This is a genomic window from Streptococcus cristatus (genome assembly GCF_008369405.1).
GTDB lineage: Bacteria > Bacillota > Bacilli > Lactobacillales > Streptococcaceae > Streptococcus > Streptococcus cristatus_G.
Genome location: NZ_VSJJ01000001.1, coordinates 75,175 through 99,277, shown reverse-complemented (window position 1 = coordinate 99,277; position 24,103 = coordinate 75,175). Strand labels below are relative to the sequence as shown.

26 protein-coding genes and 1 pseudogene are annotated in these 24,103 nt (G+C 43.3%); all 27 read right to left on the bottom strand.

Going from position 1 to position 24,103, the window contains the following annotated elements; translation table 11 throughout:
• Positions 1–43 precede the first annotated feature (43 nt).
• Positions 44–1,909 carry an ABC-F family ATP-binding cassette domain-containing protein gene (locus FXF62_RS00560; RefSeq protein WP_149517244.1) on the bottom strand — a complete coding sequence of 622 codons (1,866 nt, stop codon included), beginning with the start codon at positions 1,907–1,909 and terminating at the stop codon, positions 44–46.
• Positions 1,906–3,111, bottom strand: coding sequence for a CCA tRNA nucleotidyltransferase (locus tag FXF62_RS00555; RefSeq protein WP_149517243.1), 1,206 nt, complete (start codon positions 3,109–3,111; stop codon positions 1,906–1,908). The genes FXF62_RS00560 and FXF62_RS00555 overlap by 4 nt, the downstream gene beginning before the upstream one ends.
• Complete coding sequence (gene dapB, locus FXF62_RS00550) at positions 3,108–3,875, bottom strand: 4-hydroxy-tetrahydrodipicolinate reductase (protein ID WP_149517242.1); 768 nt, start codon at positions 3,873–3,875, stop codon at positions 3,108–3,110. Before dapB ends, FXF62_RS00555 begins: the two co-directional genes overlap by 4 nt.
• A gap of 42 nt (positions 3,876–3,917) precedes the next feature.
• Positions 3,918–4,766, bottom strand: a complete 849-nt coding sequence (locus tag FXF62_RS00545) for a DegV family protein (protein ID WP_149517563.1) — start codon at positions 4,764–4,766, stop codon at positions 3,918–3,920.
• 2 nt (positions 4,767–4,768) lie between these two features.
• Entirely contained in the window at positions 4,769–5,143 is a 375-nt protein-coding gene (locus FXF62_RS00540) for a DUF1149 family protein (RefSeq protein ID WP_015605101.1), read from the bottom strand.
• 109 nt (positions 5,144–5,252) lie between these two features.
• On the bottom strand, positions 5,253–5,696 hold the full coding sequence (locus FXF62_RS00535) for a hypothetical protein (protein WP_149517241.1): 444 nt from the start codon (positions 5,694–5,696) through the stop codon (positions 5,253–5,255).
• A 222-nt stretch (positions 5,697–5,918) separates the two neighbouring features.
• Complete coding sequence (locus tag FXF62_RS00525; RefSeq protein WP_149517240.1) at positions 5,919–7,880, bottom strand: PTS fructose transporter subunit IIABC; 1,962 nt, start codon at positions 7,878–7,880, stop codon at positions 5,919–5,921.
• Positions 7,877–8,788 carry a 1-phosphofructokinase gene (gene pfkB / locus FXF62_RS00520; RefSeq protein WP_149517239.1) on the bottom strand — a complete coding sequence of 304 codons (912 nt, stop codon included), beginning with the start codon at positions 8,786–8,788 and terminating at the stop codon, positions 7,877–7,879. Before pfkB ends, FXF62_RS00525 begins: the two co-directional genes overlap by 4 nt.
• Positions 8,785–9,528, bottom strand: coding sequence for a DeoR/GlpR family DNA-binding transcription regulator (locus FXF62_RS00515; protein ID WP_149517238.1), 744 nt, complete (start codon positions 9,526–9,528; stop codon positions 8,785–8,787). The genes pfkB and FXF62_RS00515 overlap by 4 nt, the downstream gene beginning before the upstream one ends.
• A 145-nt stretch (positions 9,529–9,673) precedes the next feature.
• Positions 9,674–10,645, bottom strand: a complete 972-nt coding sequence (locus FXF62_RS00510; protein ID WP_149517237.1) for a CPBP family intramembrane glutamic endopeptidase — start codon at positions 10,643–10,645, stop codon at positions 9,674–9,676.
• A 19-nt stretch (positions 10,646–10,664) separates the two neighbouring features.
• Positions 10,665–11,288: a TIGR01906 family membrane protein gene (locus FXF62_RS00505; RefSeq protein WP_149517236.1), complete on the bottom strand. Its 624-nt coding sequence runs from the start codon at positions 11,286–11,288 to the stop codon at positions 10,665–10,667.
• Positions 11,281–12,051, bottom strand: coding sequence for a TIGR01457 family HAD-type hydrolase (locus tag FXF62_RS00500; RefSeq protein ID WP_149517235.1), 771 nt, complete (start codon positions 12,049–12,051; stop codon positions 11,281–11,283). Before FXF62_RS00500 ends, FXF62_RS00505 begins: the two co-directional genes overlap by 8 nt.
• 10 nt (positions 12,052–12,061) lie before the next feature.
• The gene (locus tag FXF62_RS00495) at positions 12,062–12,799 is read right to left on the bottom strand and encodes an acyl-[acyl-carrier-protein] thioesterase (protein ID WP_149517234.1); all 738 of its coding nucleotides are present in this window, start codon (positions 12,797–12,799) and stop codon (positions 12,062–12,064) included.
• A gap of 3 nt (positions 12,800–12,802) precedes the next feature.
• Positions 12,803–13,933, bottom strand: coding sequence for a radical SAM family heme chaperone HemW (gene hemW, locus FXF62_RS00490; RefSeq protein WP_149517233.1), 1,131 nt, complete (start codon positions 13,931–13,933; stop codon positions 12,803–12,805).
• 116 nt (positions 13,934–14,049) lie between these two features.
• Positions 14,050–14,343, bottom strand: a complete 294-nt coding sequence (locus tag FXF62_RS00485) for a cupin domain-containing protein (protein ID WP_005590484.1) — start codon at positions 14,341–14,343, stop codon at positions 14,050–14,052.
• A gap of 212 nt (positions 14,344–14,555) precedes the next feature.
• Positions 14,556–15,158 (bottom strand): hypothetical protein, encoded by a 603-nt coding sequence (locus FXF62_RS00480; protein ID WP_149517232.1) that lies wholly within the window; start codon positions 15,156–15,158, stop codon positions 14,556–14,558.
• A 203-nt stretch (positions 15,159–15,361) separates the two neighbouring features.
• Positions 15,362–16,408, bottom strand: coding sequence for a dTDP-glucose 4,6-dehydratase (rfbB, locus tag FXF62_RS00475; protein ID WP_149517231.1), 1,047 nt, complete (start codon positions 16,406–16,408; stop codon positions 15,362–15,364).
• Between the two features lie 140 nt (positions 16,409–16,548).
• Entirely contained in the window at positions 16,549–17,142 is a 594-nt protein-coding gene (locus tag FXF62_RS00470) for a dTDP-4-dehydrorhamnose 3,5-epimerase family protein (protein ID WP_149517230.1), read from the bottom strand.
• Between the two features lie 4 nt (positions 17,143–17,146).
• The gene (rfbA, locus tag FXF62_RS00465; protein WP_149517229.1) at positions 17,147–18,016 is read right to left on the bottom strand and encodes a glucose-1-phosphate thymidylyltransferase RfbA; all 870 of its coding nucleotides are present in this window, start codon (positions 18,014–18,016) and stop codon (positions 17,147–17,149) included.
• A 134-nt stretch (positions 18,017–18,150) separates the two neighbouring features.
• Positions 18,151–18,944, bottom strand: a pseudogene (gene tmpA / locus FXF62_RS00455) (ZIP family manganese transporter TmpA).
• A gap of 187 nt (positions 18,945–19,131) precedes the next feature.
• Positions 19,132–19,350: a hypothetical protein gene (locus FXF62_RS00450; protein WP_149517228.1), complete on the bottom strand. Its 219-nt coding sequence runs from the start codon at positions 19,348–19,350 to the stop codon at positions 19,132–19,134.
• Positions 19,351–19,457: 107 nt separating this feature from the next.
• On the bottom strand, positions 19,458–20,498 hold the full coding sequence (locus FXF62_RS00445) for a hypothetical protein (RefSeq protein ID WP_149517227.1): 1,041 nt from the start codon (positions 20,496–20,498) through the stop codon (positions 19,458–19,460).
• On the bottom strand, positions 20,495–21,607 hold the full coding sequence (locus tag FXF62_RS00440) for an NAD(P)/FAD-dependent oxidoreductase (protein WP_149517226.1): 1,113 nt from the start codon (positions 21,605–21,607) through the stop codon (positions 20,495–20,497). Before FXF62_RS00440 ends, FXF62_RS00445 begins: the two co-directional genes overlap by 4 nt.
• 11 nt (positions 21,608–21,618) lie before the next feature.
• Positions 21,619–22,416 carry a Nif3-like dinuclear metal center hexameric protein gene (locus FXF62_RS00435; RefSeq protein ID WP_149517225.1) on the bottom strand — a complete coding sequence of 266 codons (798 nt, stop codon included), beginning with the start codon at positions 22,414–22,416 and terminating at the stop codon, positions 21,619–21,621.
• The gene (locus FXF62_RS00430) at positions 22,403–23,092 is read right to left on the bottom strand and encodes a tRNA (adenine(22)-N(1))-methyltransferase (protein WP_149517224.1); all 690 of its coding nucleotides are present in this window, start codon (positions 23,090–23,092) and stop codon (positions 22,403–22,405) included. Before FXF62_RS00430 ends, FXF62_RS00435 begins: the two co-directional genes overlap by 14 nt.
• Before the next feature lie 119 nt (positions 23,093–23,211).
• A complete protein-coding gene (locus tag FXF62_RS00425) occupies positions 23,212–23,475 on the bottom strand; it encodes a hypothetical protein (protein WP_262881535.1) in 264 nt (87 codons plus the stop codon).
• Positions 23,472–24,098 carry a hypothetical protein gene (locus tag FXF62_RS00420; RefSeq protein WP_149517223.1) on the bottom strand — a complete coding sequence of 209 codons (627 nt, stop codon included), beginning with the start codon at positions 24,096–24,098 and terminating at the stop codon, positions 23,472–23,474. The genes FXF62_RS00425 and FXF62_RS00420 overlap by 4 nt, the downstream gene beginning before the upstream one ends.
• Positions 24,099–24,103 lie beyond the last annotated feature (5 nt).

Sequence of the window (24,103 nt, the reverse complement as noted above, 5' to 3'; positions counted from 1 at the left end):
CTCACAAACATTTATCAACGAACACATGTACTATGTAACTGTACTACTCCAACTCACTCAGATACTCGTAGCGCTCATACTTTTCAAGAAGCTTCTCGTTCTTGTCATCCAGCTCCTTCTGAAGTTCCGATAGCTTGGTAAAGTCCGAACCGTTCTGTTCCATTTCCGTCTCAATGGCGGCGATACGTGCCTCCAGCTCCTCGATATCCGCCTCGATGGTCTCCCACTCTTGCTTTTCAAAGTAGCTCATCCGCTTCTTCTGCTCCCGCGCCTTGACTGGCTTTTCCTTTTCTTTCTTTTGGGAAATAGCTGCGCTGGATTGTCTAAAAGCCTTCTCATCCAGATAGTCCGTGTAGTTGCCAAAGAACTCTCTGACCTGTCCATCTTCAAAAGCTAAAATCTTGCTGGCTACCTTATCGAGGAAATAGCGATCGTGGCTAACTGTGATCACTGGCCCTGCAAAGCCCTGCAAGAAATTTTCTAGAACTGTCAAGGTTGCGATATCCAAATCATTGGTCGGCTCGTCCAGAAGCAGGACATTGGGCTTTTCAAGTAAAAGTTTGAGCAGGTAGAGCCGCTTCTTTTCTCCGCCAGACAACTTCTCAATCAAAGTGCCATGGCTTGAGCGAGGAAAGAGAAACTGCTCCAAGAGCTCAGCAATAGATGTTGTTCCGCTCCCTGTCTTAACTTCTTCCGCCACTTCCTGCAAGTAATTGATGACCCGCTTGGACTCATCCAAGCCTTCAATCTGCTGAGAGAAATAAGCCACTCGGACTGTCTCGCCGATTATGATCTGACCAGATTGAGGCTGCAACTGACCAGCAATGAGATTGAGCAGAGTAGACTTGCCCACTCCATTATCTCCGACAATGCCCAGTCGATCCTTATTTTGCAGCAAGAGATTGAAATGCGACAAAATCTGCTTTTCTCCGTATGCAAAATCCACATCCTTAAACTCGATAACCTTCTTCCCAATACGGCTGGTTTCAAAGTTCATCTCTAAATCCGTCTGATTGGTCTGACCAGCCAAATCACTTTTGAGGTCATGGAAACGATTGATACGTGCCTGCTGCTTGGTCGCTCGTGCCTGAGGCTGACGGCGCATCCAAGACAATTCCTGCTTGTAAAGCTGCTGTTTCTTGTGTAGCAGGGCAGCATCGCGCTCATCCTGCTCAGCCTTTAGTCGGACATAGTCCTGATAATTGCCCTGATACTCAATCAAGCTCCCGCCGTCCAATTCAAAAATCCGCGTTGAAATATTGTCCAAAAAATAGCGGTCGTGGGTGATAAAGAGAACCGTCTTCTTTGAGTTCTTGAGAAAATTTGTCAGCCATTCAATCGTATCAATGTCCAGATGGTTGGTCGGCTCATCTAGCAGCAGCAAGTCTGCTTCTGAAAGCAAAACCTGCGCCAACTGGACCCGCCGACGTAAACCACCTGAAAGCTGGCTGATTTTTGCTGCCAAATCTGAGATACCGAGCTTGGATAAGACGGTTTTTACCTGACTCTCAATCTCCCAAGCATGTAGCGAATCCATTTCTGCCATGACCTTGTCCAGACGAGCTTGCTTAGCTTCATCATAAGCAGCCATGAGCAGTTCGTATTCTCGAATGAGCTGCATTTCTCGCAAATCACTGGACAAAACAGTATCCAAGACCGTCTTGTCTTCATCGAAGTCTGGTTCCTGAGTCAAATAGGAGATTTTATAGTCAGATTTTGCTGAAAAAGGATATACATCACCATCAAAGCCTGATTTGCCAGATAAGACATCCAAAAGGGTGGTTTTTCCTGTCCCATTGACTCCAATCAGTCCAATCCGATCCAAGTCGTGAATGATAAAAGAAATCTCTTGAAAGACTGTCTTATCCCCGACAGACTTAGTCAGCTTTTCAACGATAAAGTCACTCATCCAACTTGCTCCTTAATAAAGTTCATAATCTCTTCCTTGCTATTTGCTAATTCTCCGTCGACAATGGCCAATTCAATTTTAGTCAGGATTTGTCCTAATTCTGGTCCAGGTTTAAAGCCATAATCTCGAATCAAATGACTGCCCGTCACTACAATCTCATGTTTATCATGAATGGTCAGAGCAGCATGTGTCGCCTCAATAGCCTCAAACTCAACTGGCAAGCCTGCTGCCTGTCTCAAACTTTCAGCTTGCAGAATCAAATCCAAATCATACTGATAGCAATCTCGCTTAGACAGGCTACGTTCTTGTCGAATCTCATAAACAGCCACTAGCTGATTTACTCGCTTTTGAAAGTCATTGGACGTTTTCCAATGCTTCAAGAACTTACGAACATCTTTTACCTTCAAAGCCAGCAAAAGCGCAGCCCAAGCCTGCTCAGAACTAGAAAATTGAAAATCTTCTTCTAAACCGTCTAATAGTTCCTGCAAAGTCTCTGCTGAATCTTTCATATCAGGCAGAAAATCGTAGGCAGCAGCCTTGATCAGGCTCTCCAGACCTTTTCGCCAGAAAGGTGCCATCAGGAGCTTGTCAAACTCAATAAAAATCCGCTCTACCGATATCTTCTCCAAAAGCGGCGCACAGTCTGCCATAGCCTGAAAGGTCAACTCTTCCAAATCAAAGTCTAAACCAGCCTGAAACCGAAAGCCCCGCATGATGCGGAGGGCATCTTCGTTAAACCGCTCTGCAGCCACTCCGACTGCCCGCAGAGTACGATTTTTCATATCTGCCAAACCGTTAAAGAGGTCTACAATTTCCCCCTCTTGGTCTAAAGCAAGGGCATTGATTGTAAAATCCCTGCGCTTCAAGTCCTCTTCCAAAGAGCGCACAAAAGAGACCTGACTAGGCCGGCGATAGTCCACATAGACATCCTCAGTCCGAAAGGTCGTGATCTCGTATTCTCCCTGGCCTTCCAAGACCAGAACCGTTCCATGCTCAATGCCGACATCAACTGTCCGAGGAAAGATTGTTTTGATTTCCTCAGGATAGGCTGAGCTGGCAATATCCACATCGTGAATCGTCCGATTCAACAGAGCGTCTCGTACAGAACCACCGACAAAATAAGCCTCAAAACCGGCCTCTTTAATCTTCTCTAATACTGGCAAAGCCTCCTGAAACTCAGAAGGCATCTTCTCTAATCTCATAGTAAATGTTCCAATCCATAGACCAATTCAGAGCGCTTCACTACCTCTTTGATACTCAGATTTACCCCAGTCATAAAGGAAACCCGATCATAGGAGTCATGCCGCAAAGTCAGCCCTTCTCCTTGACTACCAAAGATAACTTCCTGATGAGCGACCAAGCCCGGCAAACGCACTGAGTGAATCCGCATGCCGTCAAAGGCAGCTCCACGGGCACCAGCCAAGGATTCTTCCTCATCAGCCGCTCCCTGTTGCTTGCTTGTCCGAACTTGACTGATTAATTCAGCTGTTTTGATAGCCGTGCCACTCGGTGCATCCTTCTTGTTGTCATGATGCAGCTCAATAATTTCCACATCTGGGAAATACTTGGCTGCTTGGGCTGCAAACTGCATAAGCAAAACGGCTCCTAGAGCAAAATTCGGCGCAATCAAACCGCCCAGACTCTTTTGACGAGATAGTTGGGTCAAGTCTTCAATCTGCTCAGGCGTGAAACCAGTCGTTCCGACCACCGGAGCAAAGCCATTCTCAAGAGCGAAGCGAGTATTTTCATAAGCCACTTTGGGAGTCGTAAAGTCAATCCAGACATCCGCCTGAAGACCAGTAAGTTCTTCTTTAGTATTGAAAACTGGAACTCCCGCTACTTCCTTTTCATCTGTAAAAGGATCTAGCAGACCGGCCAATGACAACTCAAGATCTTCTGTTACCATCTTATAGGCTGCTTGTCCCATATTTCCCTTGAAACCAGCGATAATGACTTTTATACTCATCTCGAACCTCTCTCTATTCTTGACTAACCGCTCTACAAAACTCTAGACTAGCGGAATGTAGGCCAATGCGACGCTGCCCTCACCCAAGTGAGTTCCAATCACACTACCAAAGGTAGCCAGAGGAATGTCATCCGCGATGCCAGCCTCCATCAGCTGTTGACGCAAGCTTTCCGCCTTCTCTTCAGCATTCCCATGAATCACCATGACTTGATAAGAAGCAGAGGCAGTTTTCTCCTCCACTACTTCAATCAATCTCTTGGTCGCCTTCTTTTCCGTCCGAATCTTTTCAAAAACTTCGATAACCCCTGCATCGTTAAAATACAGAATCGGCTTGATACTCAAGAGATTACCCAAAATAGCTGCGCCATTGGACAAGCGACCGCCCTTAACCAGATGATTGAGATCGTCAACCATGATAAAAGCACTGGTCCCATCAATTTGCTGCTGAATCTTGGTCAAAATCATCTCAAAATCCTGCCCTTCCGCGGCCCAAGTCAAAGCATTTTCGACCATGCGACCCAGCGGAGCACTGGTGATTTTTGAATCAGGAAAGGCGATTTTTAAATCAGGAAACTCGTCCTTGAGATACTGGATGTTTTGATAAAATCCTGAAATCCCACTGGATAAAAAGAGCCCCAACACATGCGTGTAATCCTCGCCAGCAAGACGCGTCAAGGTCTCCTCCAACTCTGACACACTAGGCTGACTTGTCTTTGGCAAATCATCTGCAGCAGCCATCTTCTCATAAAACTCACTGGCTGTCAGATTTTTTCCTTCTACATAAGTCTCTCCAGCAATCACTACTGGAATATCGAGCACAAAAAGATGGTCATTTCCACGTAGGCTATCCGGTAAAAAAGCGGACGAATCCGTTATAACCGCTAATTTCATCATTAGAACTCCAAATTAATACCTGGTAAATCTAGCGCAATTTCAGTAACTTCATAAGTCAAACGATTGAGCATGGTCAAGCAAGGACGCGCCAATTCTTCCACTTCTTCATGTTCAAACTCACTAGGTTCCTCTACCAAACGCCCTTGAATATGATTTGTCTGCGTAATCGTTCCACTAATCACAAAACGATCAAATACAATCATGAAAGTCAAAATCACAATCATGGATGTTGAATTCTTTTCTTCATTTCTTTCAATCAGCTGAAAATTCACGTCAACTTTTGTTTCAGGTGTTCCATTTTCCTTCTCCCATTCAAAATTGCGTGCATCAAAATGATACTGGCTGACAAATTCTTGTTCACGTTGTAATTCCATTACTATTCTCCTAAAAATATACGATAGTCCATTATAACATAATTTGATGTATCTTTCTAGCGATAATTGTTTTCAGGACTCTATCCAGATAGGAGATGGTGACGGATTCTCACAAAGTCTGAAGCTGATTCTGGGCGTAATTCCTCCATACTTCCAAATACTCGCTCGTCTCACCTACTTCTCTACGCTTAAAGAATAGATTAAATAAAAATCCAACAAAGCCTGGATAAGATTGTGTTCTTACCAATTGGTAGGTCGAAGAAGTCAAAGGAATCACTTGACAATTTAAAATCAAATGCAGAAGAGAATGTCTCGCATGTATCTCAATCCAAAAGGCTTCCTCATTGACCTCGCTTATTTCGCAAGACATTTTTATCCCTTCTTTTGTCACAATATGGTACTTTCTTCCTTCGTAGAAAAAGTCTTCTCCACCTTTAAAGTAAATGGCTTGATTTGTTGACAAACTAGGGAGCCATTCATCCATCATTTTCAATGCTTCCCAAGCAATTTCTGCTTTCATATTCACAATTAACTTATCTATATATGTTTTCATGAACTTATCCCATCTATACAAATTATGGCAAAAAGAGGCTGCTACAAAAGTCCTAGCCTCTTAATTGTCTTTGGATTATCGAGCAAGACGCAGTAGTTGAGTGGGCTCTACTAGGCTGATTTCATCAGCTTTTACAGCCCTACTCAACTGCGTGGAGGTGGGACGACGAAATCGAATTCTAACGAATTACCGATTTCTGTCCCACTCTCTTTCGCCTATATTTTATTTTTCAAGCGGTTTACGCAAATATCCGAAAAGAATACCGCTGACAACTGCACCAATCAAAACATACACAAGGTAAAGGATTGGGTTGTTGGTCAAACCGATGACGAAGATTCCTCCATGAGGAGCCATGAGCTTAATACCAGACAATCCTACAAGAGCACCTGTAAGAGCTGAACCGACGATAAAGCTTGGGATTGCACGGGCTGGGTCAGCAGCTCCAAATGGAATCGCACCTTCTGTGATGAAAGACAGACCCATGACGATATTTGTCAAACCTGAATCACGTTCTTCGGTAGTAAATTTATCTTTGAAAAGAAGAGTTGCCACGAATACTGCAAGCGGTGGAACCATTCCTGCCGCCATAACCGCTGCCATGACTGGAGAACCACCAGTTGAGACAGTGCTTGCCAGCGTACTTGTACCAAATACATAGGCTGCTTTGTTCACTGGTCCACCCATATCGACCGCCATCATACCACCGACCAAGAGACCGAGAAGGACAGCAGAGCTTCCGCTCAGACTAGCAAGGAAATCGTTGAGGGCTGTATTGATTGCTGACATAGGGATATTGACTGCCAGCATAAGGAATCCAGTCACAAGAACACCAAGAAGTGGCAAGAGCAAGATTGAACGGATACCTTCAAGTGAGCGAGGCAGACCAGCAAGAAGCTTGCGAAGGACTAAAATCACACCACCAGCTAAGAAACCACCAACCAGAGCACCAAGGAAACCAGATGATACTCCTGCTAGAGAGAGTGTCTTCTCACCACCTGCAGCATAGGCAACACCACCAAATGATGCACCGCTACTAGCAATTGCACCAGCTACGAAACCAGAAACCAAACCAGGTTTTTCAGCAATTGAGTAAGCGATGTATCCAGCCAAGACTGGCAACATGAAACCAAAGGCTGCACCACCAATCGCCTTAAATTGAGCTGCAATTTCATGATAGCTTCCCAGATTAGAGAGCTGATCCTTTGGCACACCTAAGATCTGATCCAGCAAGAAGGCAATGGCAATCATGATTCCGCCGCCAATAACGAATGGCAACATTTGGGAAACACCGCTCATCAAATGCTTGTAAAATGCTCCGCCTAGACTCAGTTTTTCATTGCTGCTAGCTGCTACAGCGCCACCATTAGCAGCCTTATAAACTTCAGCATTGCCTGAAAGAGCTAAATTGATGAGCTCTTCTGTCTTGCGAATACCGTCTGCAACTGGGCGGCTGATTAAAGGTTTTCCGTCAAAACGATCCATTTCAACAGCCTTGTCTGCTGCGATGATGACTGCTTTCGCTTTTTTGATATCTTCTGCTGTCAGTTTGTTGCCGACACCACTGGCACCGTTGGTTTCAACCTTGATGCCAACACCCATTTCAGCAGCCACTTTTTGAAGGGCTTCTTGAGCCATGTAAGTGTGGGCGATCCCTGTTGTACAAGCTGTAACCGCTACAAGGAAGTCCCCTCCCTCAATTGCAGGAGCAACAGTTGCTGGTTCAGTTGCCTTTTCAGACGCTTGGTCAAAAAGAGCAATAACTTCATCTGGCGAAGATACCTTACGCAATTTTTCAGCAAAACCATCTTTCATCAGGTATTGGGACAACTCAGCCAAAGCAGCCAAGTGAGTATCGTTAGCACCTTCTGGAGCAGCAATCATAAAGAAGAGATCCGTCGGCTGGCCATCCAAACTTTCATAGTCTACACCTTTATTTGACTTCGCAAAGAGGACCGTTGCTTCTTTTACTGCAGCATTTTTGCTGTGAGGCATGGCAATTCCATCACCCAAACCAGTTGAAGTCAGGGCTTCACGCGCAAGGATTCCTTCCTTAAAAGTTTCAAAATCTGTCACATAACCATGTTTCACAAGACTTTGAATCATCTCTTCGATAACTGCTGTCTTTTCAGTTGCCTGCAAATCCAGCAACATGACATCTTTTCTCAGTAAATCCTGAATTTTCATCTTTTTTCTACCTCTACTTTTTCATAAGTTTCTTTGATATAATCAGCTGTCGCCAAATCATCTGAGAAGGTGGTGGCTGTTCCGCAGGCTACACCCCATTTGAAGGCCTCTACTGCATCGCCTGAACGGACGAATTCTCCAGTAAAGCCTGCCACCATGGAATCTCCAGCCCCGACAGAATTTTTCACATTTCCCTTGATGGGCTTAGCAAAGTAAGCACCATCCTGAGTCACCAGCAGGGCACCGTCACCCGCCATAGAAATAATGACGTGTTGGGCACCCTTGTCTAAGATTTGACGGGCGTAGCTTTCAATCTGATCCAAGTTTTCCAGCTTGACACCGAAAATATCACCTAGTTCGTGATTGTTGGGTTTAACCAAAAGCGGCTCAAATTCTAAGGAATCCAGCAAGGTTTGTCCTTCAAAGTCGCAGACTACTTGAGCGCCAGTTTTTCTGGTCAGACCAATCAGTTCTTTGTAAACAACATTTCCTAGATTCTTAGGACTGCTGCCGGCAAAGACTACCGTATCAGCTGGAGACAATGAAGAAAGAATTTCCTTGAGCTCAGCTAGCTTTTCAGTGGAAATTTCTGGACCGGGGCCATTAATCTCTGTTTCAGCATCCGCCTTAATCTTGACATTAATACGCGTATCCTGATCCACTTCGACAAAATTGCTGGCAATCCCTTCGCTGACCAAGTTGTCTGTGATGAATTTCCCAGTAAAGCCGCCAATAAAGCCCGTTGCTGTATTTTCAATTCCTAGTCGTTTGAGAACACGACTGACATTGATGCCCTTACCGCCGGCAAACTTATCATCACTGTCCATCCGGTTGACACTGCCTAAATTGACCTTGTCCAAGCGGACGATATAGTCAATGGAAGGATTTAGTGTGACTGTATAAATCATGCTTCTATTACCTCCGTTTTTTCTTTAATCTTTTGAATCACTTCAGATTCAGTTTGGTTTGTAATAAGCCTTGCGCGCGATATTGGGGCCACTTTTGCAAAAGATGTATTGCCCAACTTTGAGGCATCAGCCAAAACATAAGTTCTCTTAGCATTTTCAAGAATAGTGCGTTTCACTGCTCCTTCTTCCATGTCTGGAGTTGTGAAAAATCCACTGTCAATTCCATTCATTCCGATAAAAGCCTTGTCAAAATTTAGTTGTCCAATTTGATTTAGAGCGACACCACCGATACTGGCATCTGTCGACCGTTTTACCACTCCACCAATAATCACAGTGGGAATGTTGCGCTCCACCAACTTAGTCGCATGGTGGATAGAGTTGGTCACCACCGTCACGCTCGGATCGTGCAATTCATTGACTAAGAGTTCATTGGTCGTCCCTGCATCAATAAAAATGACATCGTATTCTTGAATCAAGCTGGCTGCTTTTTGAGCAATTCTGGTTTTTTCTTGAATGTTTTTGATAGATTTTTCTTGATTGCTTTCTTCCTCCTGCAAGAAATGAAGACTCTCTGCACCACCATGCACACGCCTCAACTTCCGCTCGCTTTCAAGCTCATCTAAATCTCTTCTAACAGTTGATTCTGAAGTGTTTAAAGCTTGTACTAGATACTCTAAAGATACAAATTTATCTTTGGTAACTTTTTCGAGAATCAGCTGTTTTCTTTTCGACTTCAGCATAGAACACCTCCTCTGCAATCGATTACAGTTCTATTATACAAGATTAAAGTTCAAAGTCAAGCATTTTCTATCATTTTCTGTCAAAATAAATCATTTGTTTGAATATAGAAAAAAGAAGCATGTTAGACTTCTTTTAATTTCTTTATTATCTTGTAGTGATATAGACAAGAAGGATCGGTAAAAAGGCAGCAAGCACACATAAAATTGAAAATACCCAGAACCAAACTGATTTAAAGGCTTGCCTATATGTGCCGGGCTGAGATTTATTTTCAATAATATAAGCTTTAATTTTCGACCTATTTAGGATGAGTACAATCAATACTACCGTTGTTCCTGCAGTCATCAATCCATAATTTATGAGATTCACGATACTTTCTGGGATATAGTTGGTCAGAAAATCAAGTCCTTCTGCGATGACCAAATTATTGAAAATATGGAAGAAGATCACCCAGAAAATGGAATATTCAAAAGCGATGTAACCAAATCCCAGACCAATCATAGCAGCAAAATAAAGCTGATAGAGATTTTCATGAAACAGTCCAAAAAGAAGAGCCGTCATGACAATAGCAAATACTTTTCCGTGCTTTTCCAAAGCTCGCAAGCCTGCTCCTCGAAAAATAATCTCCTCCGTAATCGGTGCCATGATCGTTGTATAGATAAACATGGTGATTGAATGAGAGCTAAAATCCTGTGATAAAATCTCAGAAAGATCCAAACCAAAGAGCGACAAAATAGCATTCATGATTTGACTTGTCACAGTGCTGAACAGCTGAGAGAAAAACAAGAAGCAAATCATGAAGAAGAAGACTTTGGCTGTCATTTTCTTATTTTTCTTGCGCAAATCTCGAGTAAAAAGCTGCTTGCCTCGGAAAATCGTGAAAATAAGCACACCTAAACAAGAAGCGATAATGTAGGAACCGCCATCTTTATCCATAAAACTTTTTACAAATTCCTCAGTCTTACCTATATCAAAACCCTGCTGAAAAAGAACAAAGAAATAGGAAAAGACAGTATAAAGGATAACGACCACAAGCATCACGATAGAATAAGTGAAGCAGCTTGCTGAAAATCTCCCCAAATCTTTCTTGGGATTTAAAGGCTCAGGTAAAGTATTCATAAAATCTCCTTTGTTATTATTAGCTACGAGTCTTTCTACTGAAAAAATACAAACTTAAAAAGATTCCCTCGTAAAGAAGAGCAAAAAGAATAAAGGCGTGCATGAAAAATTCTTCTGGCAAAATCCAGATAACTGGATCCTTGGTTGGATCAAATAGCCATGTATTATCTCCCACAAAAAGCACTTGGTGAAAGAGCGTAAAAAAGCTGTTAAAACCAATCAAGCCAGCCAAGCAAATCATGACGAAGGGCAATACACTCAAGATAAACAAGCTTCTTTGATAAAGAGCTAAAAATCTCTTTTTGATCACTTTTTGGATAAAGAAAATAAAAGCCGGCAAGGTTAGTACAAAGACAACCTGCGCCAAGTGGAAGAGATACTTGACCGCCTGAAAATGATACAGCCCAGCTGCTGACGAGCGAAAATCAGGCATCGCCAGCTGCTGACTAAAAGGATTGGTCAAGTAATTCATCAAAATATTGAAATTATACTGGATAGTCTCTGCTTTTAAATGAACCTTATCAGGCAAAGCGAAATAAGAAATCTCCAGCGGGTAAAATAACCAAGCCAGATAAATAGTCAGTAAGATAGCTGCTGCCAGCAAGCACAAGACGCTGGCTGAAAATCTTAACTTATCACGCATCAAAGTCCCACTCCGCTAGACTAGACAATACATGCGTCGGTTGGATCGGCAGATTTGGTACCTCTTCTGGCAGGGTAAAGCCTGTCGTAACCAAGAGGGTCGGAATGCCATTGTCAATTCCCGCTCGAATATCTGTCAGGTAGTTATCCCCCACCATGACCACATCCTCACGCGCCAGCCCTAAATGCTCTATGGCTTTTTCCATGATGATGGCGTTGGGCTTGCCGATAAAGGTGGGCTTAACCCGAGTAGCTGCTTCCAAGAGGGCATTGATAGCTCCCGCACCCGGCTGCAGACCTCGCTCCGTCGGAATATTGAGGTCAGGATTGGTCCCAATAAAGTGAGCACCTTTTTGAATGGCCAGAGTCGCTATTGTCAGCTTCTCATAGTCCACTTCCCAGTCCAACCCTACTACCACATAGTCAGGATTTTCTGTGTCTTCTATATAGCCAGCCTCTTCAATAGCCTGTTTAAGTCCGACATCACCGATGACATAGACTTTTTTGCCCAGATTTTTCTCCTGCATATAGTCAATGGTCGCTAAAGTCGCTGTGTAAATAGTCTCAAGCGGCGTTTCAATATTGAAATTCTCAGCCAACATGGTCTTCACGGCTTCTGGCGTGCGCGTAGTGTTATTGGTCACGAAAAGATAGGGAATCTTGCGCTTCTGCAGCTCATGCACAAAGACCTCTCCTGCTGGAATCCGGCTCTTTCCCTTATAAATCGTCCCGTCTAAATCAATCAAATATCCTTTATAAGTCATACATTACTTTCTAATCTTTTTCAATCTCTTGCCAAGTGATGATAGCTTGTGCATTGACATCGCCGTCACTGGAAATCTGGTGAGTGCTCTGCAGACCGTCTAGTTCATAGCTAGAGGCAATCATCCCGCCCGGCCGGACTTCCTTGACATACTTCAGGTTGATTTTCTGAGGAATATGCTGGGTAAGGAAATCTGCTCCCATGACCTCAAAAATCCAGTCCAGATACTTGCTATTGTTGACATGACCGTTCATATCCAAGTCGTAAAAACGCACATGGTAGTCCTTACTGATAGGATTTTCTAAGTTTGGATACTTGGGACCGCGCAGCAATTTCTTAGAAAAGTCAGACTGATAAGGTGCAACAATCTCAGGTTCCACCCCATGAACCTTACGGCTATCTCTGTCCATGAGGACAAAGCTTGCCATCATCTGGATAATAGCTTGACCTGCTTCATCAAAAATTGTGAAGCGACGATAGCAAAAGAGCCGATTGTAAGTCAATGCTTCTGTCTCAATGGTGATTTCCTCTGCAAATCGTGGCAGTCGTGTCACATCAATATCATAGTCCGTGATAATCCAGACTAGATTATACTGCTCCAGCATGTCCTTGTCGCTGACGCCGAGCTCAATCGACTGCATGCCTGATACCTGCAAAGACAGTAAGATGACATCAGGCAGCTTGATATGGCCGTTCATATCCGCCATATCAAAGGGAATTTTCATTTTCATTTGATAAGTTAAGCCCATGATTTACTCCAATATAAATTTCTCAGCAACCGTATCGCCCAAAAAAAGGCCCTTCTTAGTCATGCGCACGATGTCTTTGTCTGGCACTAGCAAACCCTGCTCAGTCAGTTCAATCACAACAGCTCCGTATTGATCTTCAAAGGAAAGACCGAATTTTTCTTCAAAACGTTTTTTAGAAACTCCTGATTTCTTGCGCAGTCCTAGAAACATTTCTTCTTCCATCTTTTCTTTCAGCGTCAGCACTTCTTCCTGTACACGGGCATTGCCCGCTTCCACCGCCTGCAGATAATGACGAATGGGGCCGTGGTTTTTATAGCGAACACCATCAACATAGCCAGATGCTCCAGCTCCGATACCATAATATTCAGCATTGTCCCAATACATGAGATTGTGGCGGCTCTCAAAGCCTGGCTTGGAAAAGTTTGAAATTTCATAATGCTCGAAGCCGGCCTTTTCGAGCTCAGCTATAATGTATTCAAACATCTCCGCTTCCAAGTCTTCCTTGGGCAGAGGCAGTTTCCCTCGCCGCATCCGATTCATGAATACTGTGTGATTTTCCAAAATCAAGCTGTACAGACTCATGTGAGGAATGTCCAGAGCAATGGCCTTGGCAACATTGGTTTTTACATCTTCCATGGTCTGCTTGGGTAGGGCATAAATCAGATCAATCGAGATATTGTCAAAACCCGCTTTTTTGAGATTGGCAATATTCTCGTAAATGTCCTTTTCCGAGTGACTGCGACCAATTTGCTTAAGCATGCGGTCATTAAAAGTCTGGACGCCCAGCGAAACCCGATTGACAGGCGAATCTTTAAGTACAGCAATCTTCTCCTCATCCAAGTCCCCAGGATTGGCTTCAATGGTCAGCTCCTCAAGATAAGACAAGTCCAGCTTGTCCGTCAGCTTCTCCAGCAAAAAAGCCAACTGAGGCGCTGATAGAGCCGTCGGAGTCCCACCACCGATATAGAGGGTACAGAGCTTTTTGATATTATAAGAATGATACTCCTCAATCAAATGCTCCAGATAAGAATCCACCGGCTGATTTTTGATAAAAACCTTGGAAAAATCGCAGTAATAACAAATCTGAGTACAAAAAGGGATATGCACATAGGCAGAAGTCGGTTTAGTTTGCATAGTATTTATTATAGCATAAAATTAGCGACAAAGCCCTCTTGGAAAATAGAATAAAAAAACTCAAGAAATAGAAAAATTCCTTGAGTTAAAGTTGAAAGAGCATCTGTTCAAGCAGATCAGGGATAAAGCAACTGCTGAATCACTAAAACATGGCTCTCTTCTACGCCATATAAACTATGAAGTTCATTAGGCTCCATTGTCAGAAAACTTCCCGGTACCAATTGTACAGTTTCTCCCAGGGCAGTAAAATCCACTTTTCCTTCTAGACAGACAACTGTAACAAGAGCATCTGCGCTATGTTCAGGAATTTGTTTTCCTTTAGCAAGGTGCAAATGGCGGATGAGACGTCCTTGCTCTTCGACCGGAGTTTCAACCACATCAACATTTGGATCTATTGAGTAAAATTTCATCGTTTTCCCTCCTTTTCTTCATTTTAGCATAATTCCGAAAAAATTGTCAGAATTTTTTAATATTCCTGATTGATACCTACAAAGTTACAAAATATGGTATTTTCATCATGCTCTATTCGATCAATTTTCTTAAATATAAAAAGATTGAAGAGCATCATCTAAAATAGATCTTTTCTTCAATCTAGAAATTTGGTTTAAATTAGATTTTAAAATCATTGAATTCCATAACCCATGCTGAACTGAATTTTAGCAGCTCCATTCTGGAAGCTGATTTTATTAATGCTGAATTGACTCTGCGGCAGAGCTAGAAGGAAACTATCTCCCTCCGTCGTGATAGATGAATTAGAAGCCTGCATTTGTTGCTTCAGCATGCCTGTCACCCAAGATTTAGGGATAGGAAGAGAGCCCAGCTTGGCACTATCGATTGTGATGTGCAAGACATTATCTCTCACCGTCACATCCACCTCTAAGTCCAGCTTACTGTCAATAAAGAGCAACTTAACTGGATACTGGATGCGTAGCTTATTGCCTTCAATACTGTAAACACTGTTCAGCAGCTCCTGATTCTCAGAGTCAGCCAGAGAAGACTTGAGCACCTGATTAAGCTGGACGCTATTGAGAGAAACCTCCGTGCTGACTCCCTGAGCCGTTACATTGGCATTGCTCAAAGCTGGCTCAATAATACTCATCCAGGAAGCACTGCCTTGAACATTCTTTAATTGTTCACTTTGATTAACAGATGCAGGAACCAGAAATAGCACCGCTGCAAACAACAGCACCAAAGCAATTCCCACTACTCTTTTTACCATTTTCATGTTTGTATTCCTTTAATTTGAGAAAATCCCTTTAGCTAAAAACACAGCAAGGATTTATCTTATTTTACACTATTTTTGCATAATTTTCTGTAACAAACATATTAAAAAGCTAACAATCCTGTGAGAAAAGGCTAGGACAAATAGTCCCAGCCTCTTAGTTGCATATCGCCTGTATAACAAGGCTTAGCATAGCTAGCCTATTCTTACTTAATCACTTGTTGAGTCTTAGCATAGTTGGCCTCGACTGCTTCTTTTTCTGATTTCCACCAGTCTTGATTGTCCGTGTACCACTTGATGGTCTCTTTGAGACCTGCTTCAAAGTTGGTAAACTCTGGCTTCCATCCTAGCTCATCACGAAGCTTGCTGGCATCAATGGCATAGCGGAGGTCGTGGCCGGCACGGTCTGTCACATGGTCATAAGCATCTGCTGGCTGTCCCATTTCCTTGAGAATCAGCTCCAGCACTTCCTTATTATTCTTCTCACCATCAGCACCAATCAAGTAAGTTTCACCGATTTGACCCTTGGTCAGAATCGTCCAAACGCCTGATGAATGGTCATTGGTATGAATCCAGTCACGAACGTTTTTGCCTTCACCATAGAGTTTTGGCTTGATACCGCTCAGGATATTGGTGATTTGGCGCGGAATGAACTTCTCAATGTGCTGGTAAGGACCATAGTTGTTTGAACAGTTAGAAATCGTCGCTTTGACACCAAATGAGCGCACCCAAGCTTTGACAATCAAGTCTGAAGCTGCCTTGGTTGATGAGTAAGGCGAGCTTGGATTGTACTTGGTTTCAGCGGTAAATTTCTCACCTGGACCTTCTCCATGACCTGGCAAGTCTTCACGCAGAGGCAAGTCTCCATAAACCTCGTCAGTCGACACATGGTGGAAACGAATGTCGTATTTACGAGCTGCTTCCAAAAGCGTGTAAGTTCCGATGAAGTTGGTGTGGATAAATGGACTCGGGTCATTGAGCGAGTTATCATTGTGGCTTTCTGCCGCATAGTGAACAATCGCATTAGCTTCAGCTGCCAGCTTATCTACCAAGGCTGCATCAGCAATATCTCCAACAACCAACTCAACGCGGTCGCCTAAAATTTCTTCAATATTGGCGCGATTACCCGCGTAAGTTAGCTTGTCCAGCACTGTCACATGGACATCTGGAAAGTTATTGTAAACATAGTGGACAAAGTTAGAACCGATAAAACCAGCTCCACCTGTCACGATAATTTTTTTGTATTCAGTCATTGATTTTCTTGTCTCCAAAATGAAATTAGAATCAGGAATAATTTTTGCAACATTAAAAGAGCAACAGCAATTAAAAAAGCAGAAAATAGAGTTCCCAAAAAGTTAAAGAGGGAAATGATAAAAATAAACATTCACTCTTCTTACAAATCTTCTTTTCTTAGAGGTTTGACATCCTTAAGTAGTGGATGGTTCTTGTCTGCTTCTGAGACTTCTGCTGCTTCTAGGTTTTCCCACTGGATGCCTAAAGCTGGGTCTGCATAGTTGACAAAGGCATACTTAGGTTTGAGTTCCAAAGCCCAATAGTCGTTCACCAGATAGCTATAAGAAACCGTATCAGAAAGAACTTGGAAGCCGTTGGCGACGCCACGTGGCACAAAAATCCCCTTGCTGGCATCGATTACTGTCTGGTAGGTATTGCCAAAAGTCTCACCTTCACGTAGGTCTACCCAAGAACCCAGCACCTTACCGTCATCTGCAACAGAGATGTACTTGTCCCATGGTTCAGCATGAAGACCCCGCAGGACATTTTTACGAGAAAAACTGACATTATTTTGCAGTTTTCCTTCTGCAAAGAAGGTTTCAGGGAAGCCTAGTGGCAGCATTTTTTCCTTTTGGAAATTCTCCTTAAACCAGCCTCGATTGTCCCCACGAACAGGGATATCAAACTCCAGCATTCCAGGAATTCCGGGAACCTCACGCGCTACTAATTCCTTATCAAAAAATTGTTCTGTCATCTTCTTATTCTTCTCCAATCAAGCGCAAGAGATAGTGGCCATATTCATTCTTCTTCAACGGCTGCGCCAATTCATGCACTTGCTCTTTAGTGATATAGCCCATACGATAGGCAATTTCTTCCAGATTCGCCACCTGAACGTTCTGCATACGCTGAACCGTTTCGATATATTGAGCAGCTTCTAAGAGACTTTCGTGAGTTCCTGTATCCAACCAAGCGAAACCACGTCCCATGAGCTCAACAGATAAATCACCACGATCCAAGTAAGCCTTGTTGACATCTGTGATTTCCAACTCACCGCGAGGACTTGGTTTAATGTTCTTGGCAATCTCGACGACATCGTTATCGTAGAAGTACAGTCCTGTCACTGCATAGTTAGAGCGTGGCTGTTCTGGTTTTTCTTCGATGGAGATAGCATTCATATCTTCATCAAATTCTACGACACCAAAGCGTTCTGGATCCTTAACATGGTAGCCAAAGACGGTTGCCCCTTTTTCCTTAGCAGCAGCATTTTGGAGCATTTTACTCAGACCTGGTCCATGGTAAATATTATCCCCAAGAATCAGCGCTACATTATCATCTCCAATAAAATCAGCCCCAATGATAAAGGCTTGTGCAAGCCCGTCTGGACTTGGTTGCTCTGCATAAGAGAGCTTGATACCAAACTCAGATCCATCTCCCAGAAGATCCTCAAAACGAGGCAGATCTGTCGGAGTGGAGATAATCAAGATGTCCTTGATACCAGCCAGCATAAGAGTTGACAGTGGATAATAAATCATGGGTTTGTCATAAACCGGCATGAGCTGTTTTGACGCAGCGCGGGTCAATGGATACAAACGTGTACCAGAACCACCTGCAAGAATAATACCTTTCATATGAGTTTCCTCTCTTAATGTATTCTCCTTATTCTACCATTTTTGAAAGCGGATGTCATCCTTTTCACTGCCCTTAAACAAAAGAAAAAGAGCGGAAATTCCGCTTTCTTCCGCTATTTGATTCTAAGTTGATATCAACCCAAAGCTATATCCAAGACCATCATGAGAACGAATCCCACCATGAGACCTAAAGTCGCCACATCGGTATTGCCATTGGTCTGCGAATCCGGTATCAGCTCCTCTACCACCACGAAGATCATAGCACCCGCCGCAAAGGAGAGGGCATAGGGCAGAATAGCTGTCATGGCCATGACTGCAACAGCTCCCAGTACTGCTCCGACAGGCTCTACAATAGCCGACATGGAGCCCCAGTAAAAGGCTTTAAGCCTAGACTTACCGTCCGTCCGAATTGGAATGGACAGAGCCGCTCCTTCTGGGACGTTCTGCAAGCCAATTCCCAAAGCTAGGCCAATTGCGCCGACAAAGGCTTCCGGACTAGGATTAGCGGACAAAGCACCAAATGCTACCCCGACTGCCAAACCTTCTGGAAAATTGTGAATGGTAATGGCTAAAAAGAGCAGGGCTGTTTTGGACAGTTTCTTTCGGCTGTGCTCAGGAACACTCTCTGCCTCCGAAATGTCTTTGCTCAAGTGCAAGTGAGGCACCACCGCATCAATCAGCCGCAGGAAAAACCTCCCACCAAAAAACCAATCGCTGCAAGCAACCAGGACAGCTTGCCATAAGAACTCTGCGCATACTCAATCGATGGTGCCAGAAGCGACCAAAAGGAAGCCGCAATCATAACGCCCGCCGCAAAGCCCATCATAATATCCAGCAGCTTGCGACTGACCTGTTTAAAGAAAAATACGATAGCCGAGCCCACAATGGTACACCCCCATGTAAAAAGCCCAGCCAAGAATGCCTACATAACCACAGGCTACGATCGTAACCAGTCCATAACCTCTCCCTATCCTCTAAAATCAATCATACAAAATCGGCTTGGTTTCACCGATACAGTGAAGTCACTAAGCAATCGACGAACCATAATATCTTATCCGATATTTCATCATTCTATTCAGTCAGATAAGATATTTTCTTCTATTTCATATATAATTTTATCTCGCATTTAAGCTCCAAATCGAATAAATGCGGCTTTCAATTTCACGAAATGATAAATCCATAAACTCTTCATTTGATTCCGCTATCAACCCATGATAACCCCAAACAGCCACCCATATTTGGACCTTATCACTGATGATTTTTCGGTACAAATAATATCGTATGCTATCAAATTCTCCTTTAATAAATACATCGTTTGGTAAAAAATTTTTCATCTTTCTCTCTCCACATGGGACTAGTAACTTTAAGAAAAGTACAATCATGACACTTGCATAAACACAAGCTGTTATTTAAAGCAAGCTCCTAAAAAACTTATTCTAACTTAATAGTGTTTATTTTGGATAGAAAATTGAACGATCTGATGATTTTGAACAATAACTTCGTATTTACCAAATCCAGAATGCTTACTATCATTTCCAACACTAATGGCCATAAGATAGCGTGCATTCGGTAGCTTAGTTAAATCTAGCTGTTCTTGTAAAATCTGTTTGATTTTGTCATCATTCTTCTGGTCTTGGCCAATACTAATGATAGAGCCATCGTCCTGCTCCACGTTCAAAGTTACCTTCATTTCAATGGCAAGAGCCTCTTTTTCCAACATGTCAGAAATAGGGATTGGGTACAAGCCTTGCAAAGGCTGGCCTTCTGCCCGATTCTTTTTTATAAGAGCCTCGTATGCATCAATATTTGGCGCATCCTTGTCTATCATAAAATCAAGGGATTCTAGATATAGTTTCTTCTTATCCGCTCTTACAAAACTATCTTTTACATTCTGTAAAGTTTCACTATAACCCGGACTCAGCTCAAGTCCTTTATAAGCGATACTAGGGAAAGCTTGATAAATGGCATCTCCCTTTTCAAGCTGTAGGTCAATATCCGTTTTTCCATTTTTCGTATCCCGAGAGGTATAATATTCAATTCGGTCACCAATCTTAACCGTTTGCCCCTCAATCTCCTCAGAATACTCAGCTCTGATTAAATAACCAGCGAAAGAGGTATAGTTTTTATCAGCATCTAAAACTCTGACCGTTCCTTCAAAACCACTCTGCTTATAAGAGCGCTGAACAGCCTGTACCATTTCATATTTCGGCACTCGTACAAAAATCCCCCACATATCTATGAAACTCAGAAACATAGAGACGAGTGATATGGAAATAATGACCACCACACTAGATAGGAAACAGCCCAAAATACCGAAACCTATTTTCTTTTTTGGATTCTTTGCTAGTTCCTGATTTCCTCCATTATTCTGGACAACAAGAGGATGTTGAGAACGATCTTTGTGTCTAGTAAATAGAATAAGTGAGATTGATATTAATATGGATAGTACTAGTAAAAGTAAAATGAGAAATATTATAATCATTTGTTTTCCTTAGGTATCTTCTTCTCCACGTACCGTTCAATAGGATAGTCAGCTGGATTCAACACCCCTGCTTCTCCTAAAGCCATCTGAGCCAATTGGCGTCCGATGAGTGGGCCAGTTGTCAGACCAGAAGAGCCTAGACCGCTGGCTGCGTAGACATGCGGTAAGTCTGGCACAGCTCCAAAGAAAGGAGAAAAGTCACTGGTATAAGCCCGTGTTCCCACGCGCTCGCCTAAAATCTCTGCAGTAGCCAAGCTTGGAAAATAAGTTTCCGCTTCTTGCTGCAACTGATTCAGAACCGTCCTATCTACCGTCAAATCAAAGCCCTGATCATTTTCATGGCTGGCACCGACGCTGACCTTGCCTGCCAGAAAAGGAATGATATCCAGCTCGCCCTCAGGCATAACAACTGGATAGTCATCCGTCTTTTCAGCCAGCCTAAAATCACGTAGTTGGCCCTTTTGCGGCCGAACATCTGTCTCATAGCCCAGTGGCTGCAAGATTTCTCCTAGCCAAGCTCCCACAGCCAAGACAACACAGTCAAAGCTACGTCCGTCCACCAGAAGTTGTTCTCCCTCTACTGTCAAGCTTACCTGTTTCTCAACCAACTCTGCCTTACTGGCTTTCAGAAGCGTCTCTGTCAAGAGTGCTCCCTCCACCCGGGCTCCACCGGAAGCATAGAGAAGTCGCTCAAAGCCTTGCAAGTCTGGAAATTTTTCCTGGGCTTCCTGACGGCTGAGAAGACTCAAGTCCCCAATCAGCGGCGACTCTTCTCGACGATTAGCAGCTAAATCATAAAGTTCCTGCAGCTTGCTCTCATCCCTTTTCAGCAGATAAACACCAGTCTGTTGGTAAAAGTCTGTCTGGATACCAGTCGCTTTCAGTTCCGCAATCAATTCCTGATAAAAATCAGCGCCCAGACGCGCCATCCTGTACCAAGCCTTGTTGCGACGTTTGGAAAACCAAGGACTGATAATTCCAGCGGCTGCCTTGGTTGCCTGCCCCTTGCCGTCATCAAAGACAGCCACTTCCACATCTGGGGATTTGGAAAGATAGTAAGCTGCTGTTGATCCGACAATCCCAGCTCCAATTACTGCTACTTTTTTCATGTCGCTCCCTCTCAAATATGTCGGAAAGGATTGGTTGAAGCCTGACTAGCCAGAATCTCAATCTCCCATCCCTCTTCTGCCTTCCAAGTATCAAACCTTTCTTTTAATTTTTCCGTAAATAGAACCTCGATATGATGTCCAGGATCCAGCGCTAAAAGCCCTTCTGTTAGCATTTCCTGAGCTGTATGATAGTAAATATCACCAGTTATGTAGACCTGCGCTCCCTTGGCAATGGCCTCTGGATAAAAGGACTGACCGCTGCCACCACAAATAGCCACACGATCAATCATGTGTTCGAGATCTGCTTCTTCATAGGTAACCAGACGCAAACCGTCTAGTCCAAAAGTTTCCTTAACCTTAGCCGCAAAGTCCCCAAAGGTCTGAGGAGCAATCCTCCCCACACGGCCAATACCGTTTTCTGGCCCCGTCTGACTGAGAAAACTTGGCTCCTCAATCTCAAGAAGCTGGCAGAACCAGTCATTGAGCCCGTCCTCCACAACATCAATATTGGTATGACTGACATAAACAGCAATATCATGCTTGATGAGGTCTAAAATCATCTGATTTTGCGCCTTATCCGTCACTAGGTCCTTGAGCGGGCGAAAAATAGGCGCATGTTTAACGATAATCAGTCCAGCACCTGCCTCAATAGCCTCCGCCACCGTCTGCTCGCGAATATCCAGTGCCACTAGAACATTGTCCACTTCTTTGTCCAAAGTCCCGATTTGCAGGCCTGAAATGTCACCCTCCATGGACAGTTCCTGTGGACAATAGGCTTCATAACGGGCGATGATTTCACTTGCTAGCATGGAGTACCTCCTTGATACTTTCGATTTTTTGGGACATAGCAGAGCGTTCTAGCTCATTTTTTTCTGGGATATGAGCTAGAGCTCCTTCAAGTTTCTTCAGTTCTTTTTGCCATCTTAGTTTAAACACAGGCGATTTCTGCTTCATCAGAAAAGGTCCAAAGCGCTTTTCTTTCTCTGTCAAAGTTTGCTGGCCTGCTTCCGCCACTAGGATTTCATAAAATTTGCCAGCTTCTTCTAAGATATCCTCAGCCAGCAAGCGAAAGCCATTAGATACTAGCCAGCTGCGGAGCTCATCCTCTCGGTTATTAGGCTGCAAAATCAAGCGGTAAATAGACCCAAGCTTAGCTCTGCCATTTTCCAAAATCTCTGAAATCAAGCGACCACCCATGCCAGCGATAACGATGGTGTCAATCTGATCCTCCGCTTCAACAGCCGCCAGACCATTGGCCAAGCGAACCTCAATCTGCTGCGTCAGCCCATGCTCAGCAACATTTTTCTGAGCAGACTGGAAAGGCCCCTCTACCACTTCACCGGCCAGAGCCTTCTCAATCCGTCCCTGCTGAATCAGGTAAATAGGCAGATAGGCGTGATCGCTTCCAACATCCAGCAGCCTTGCCCCATCCGGCACAAAAGCGGCTACTCGCTCCAAGCGCTGGGAAATAGTCTTTTTTTGCATTGCTTACTCTTTTCTAAACATTCTTCTATTCAGTATATCATTTCTGTATCATCAAGTGAAATTATTTTGTTTTAGCCATTTGTACCTTCTATCTAAATTAAGCTTTCCCATCAAATTGTTTAACACTTATAGAATAGGGAGTTTTTTCTCAATAGCAAGAGGAGTAAAGGAATCCCCTTCAACATTATAAGTAACACCCACCTCTTATCGACAGTGCCTTTCCTCAAGGATAAATTTGAGAAAAAATCTTCTTGCAATGCATCATTATTCCCAGCATTTGAGTAAGAAACCTGCTCATCCTCTGGAAACCACATTTTACGAGCTAGTTCCAAATAACCATAAGGTATCTTTTTTGTATAATCACCTTTTAAGTATAATTTCATTCGTCCTCGTCATCCAACTCCACTTCACCATATATTTTGATGTATTCTTCATTTCTGCGGTCATCTTCTTCCCAGACTGGGTCTCTCACATCGTCCAAAAAGGGAATTTCTTCCAAACTCAGCTCATTAGCATCTTCATAACTCATCGAAAGGATATCCTCATGCCGATTTTTAAATTCCTCCACACTTAACCAGCTCTCTTTATCATCTTCGCTAATCTGACCATCAATCGCAGTCGCAATTTCAATAGCCATAATGTAGAAAGCACGTTTATCAACAGTGAGAAGGTCCAGATGTGTGGAAGCAATTCTTAAACATTCACCTTTCTCACGAAAATCCGACATGATAGCATCTTCATAGTCTAACTGTATATATTCTGACTTATGGGATAAAAAATCATATTTTATCCCTTCCTTTATCTGAACACTTTTCCACCTATCATCATGAGTTTCCTTGTCTAATTCTAAGTGAATAGAAAGTTTCTCGATTGGTAAATCTAGATACCCAGCATACGACAAATCTGGCTCTATTCCATCTTTTTCCTCAAACCACATCCTCTTCGCTAATTCTAAATAATCAAATGGAATTTCTTTGGTGTAATCACCTTTAATATAAACTTTCATTTTTC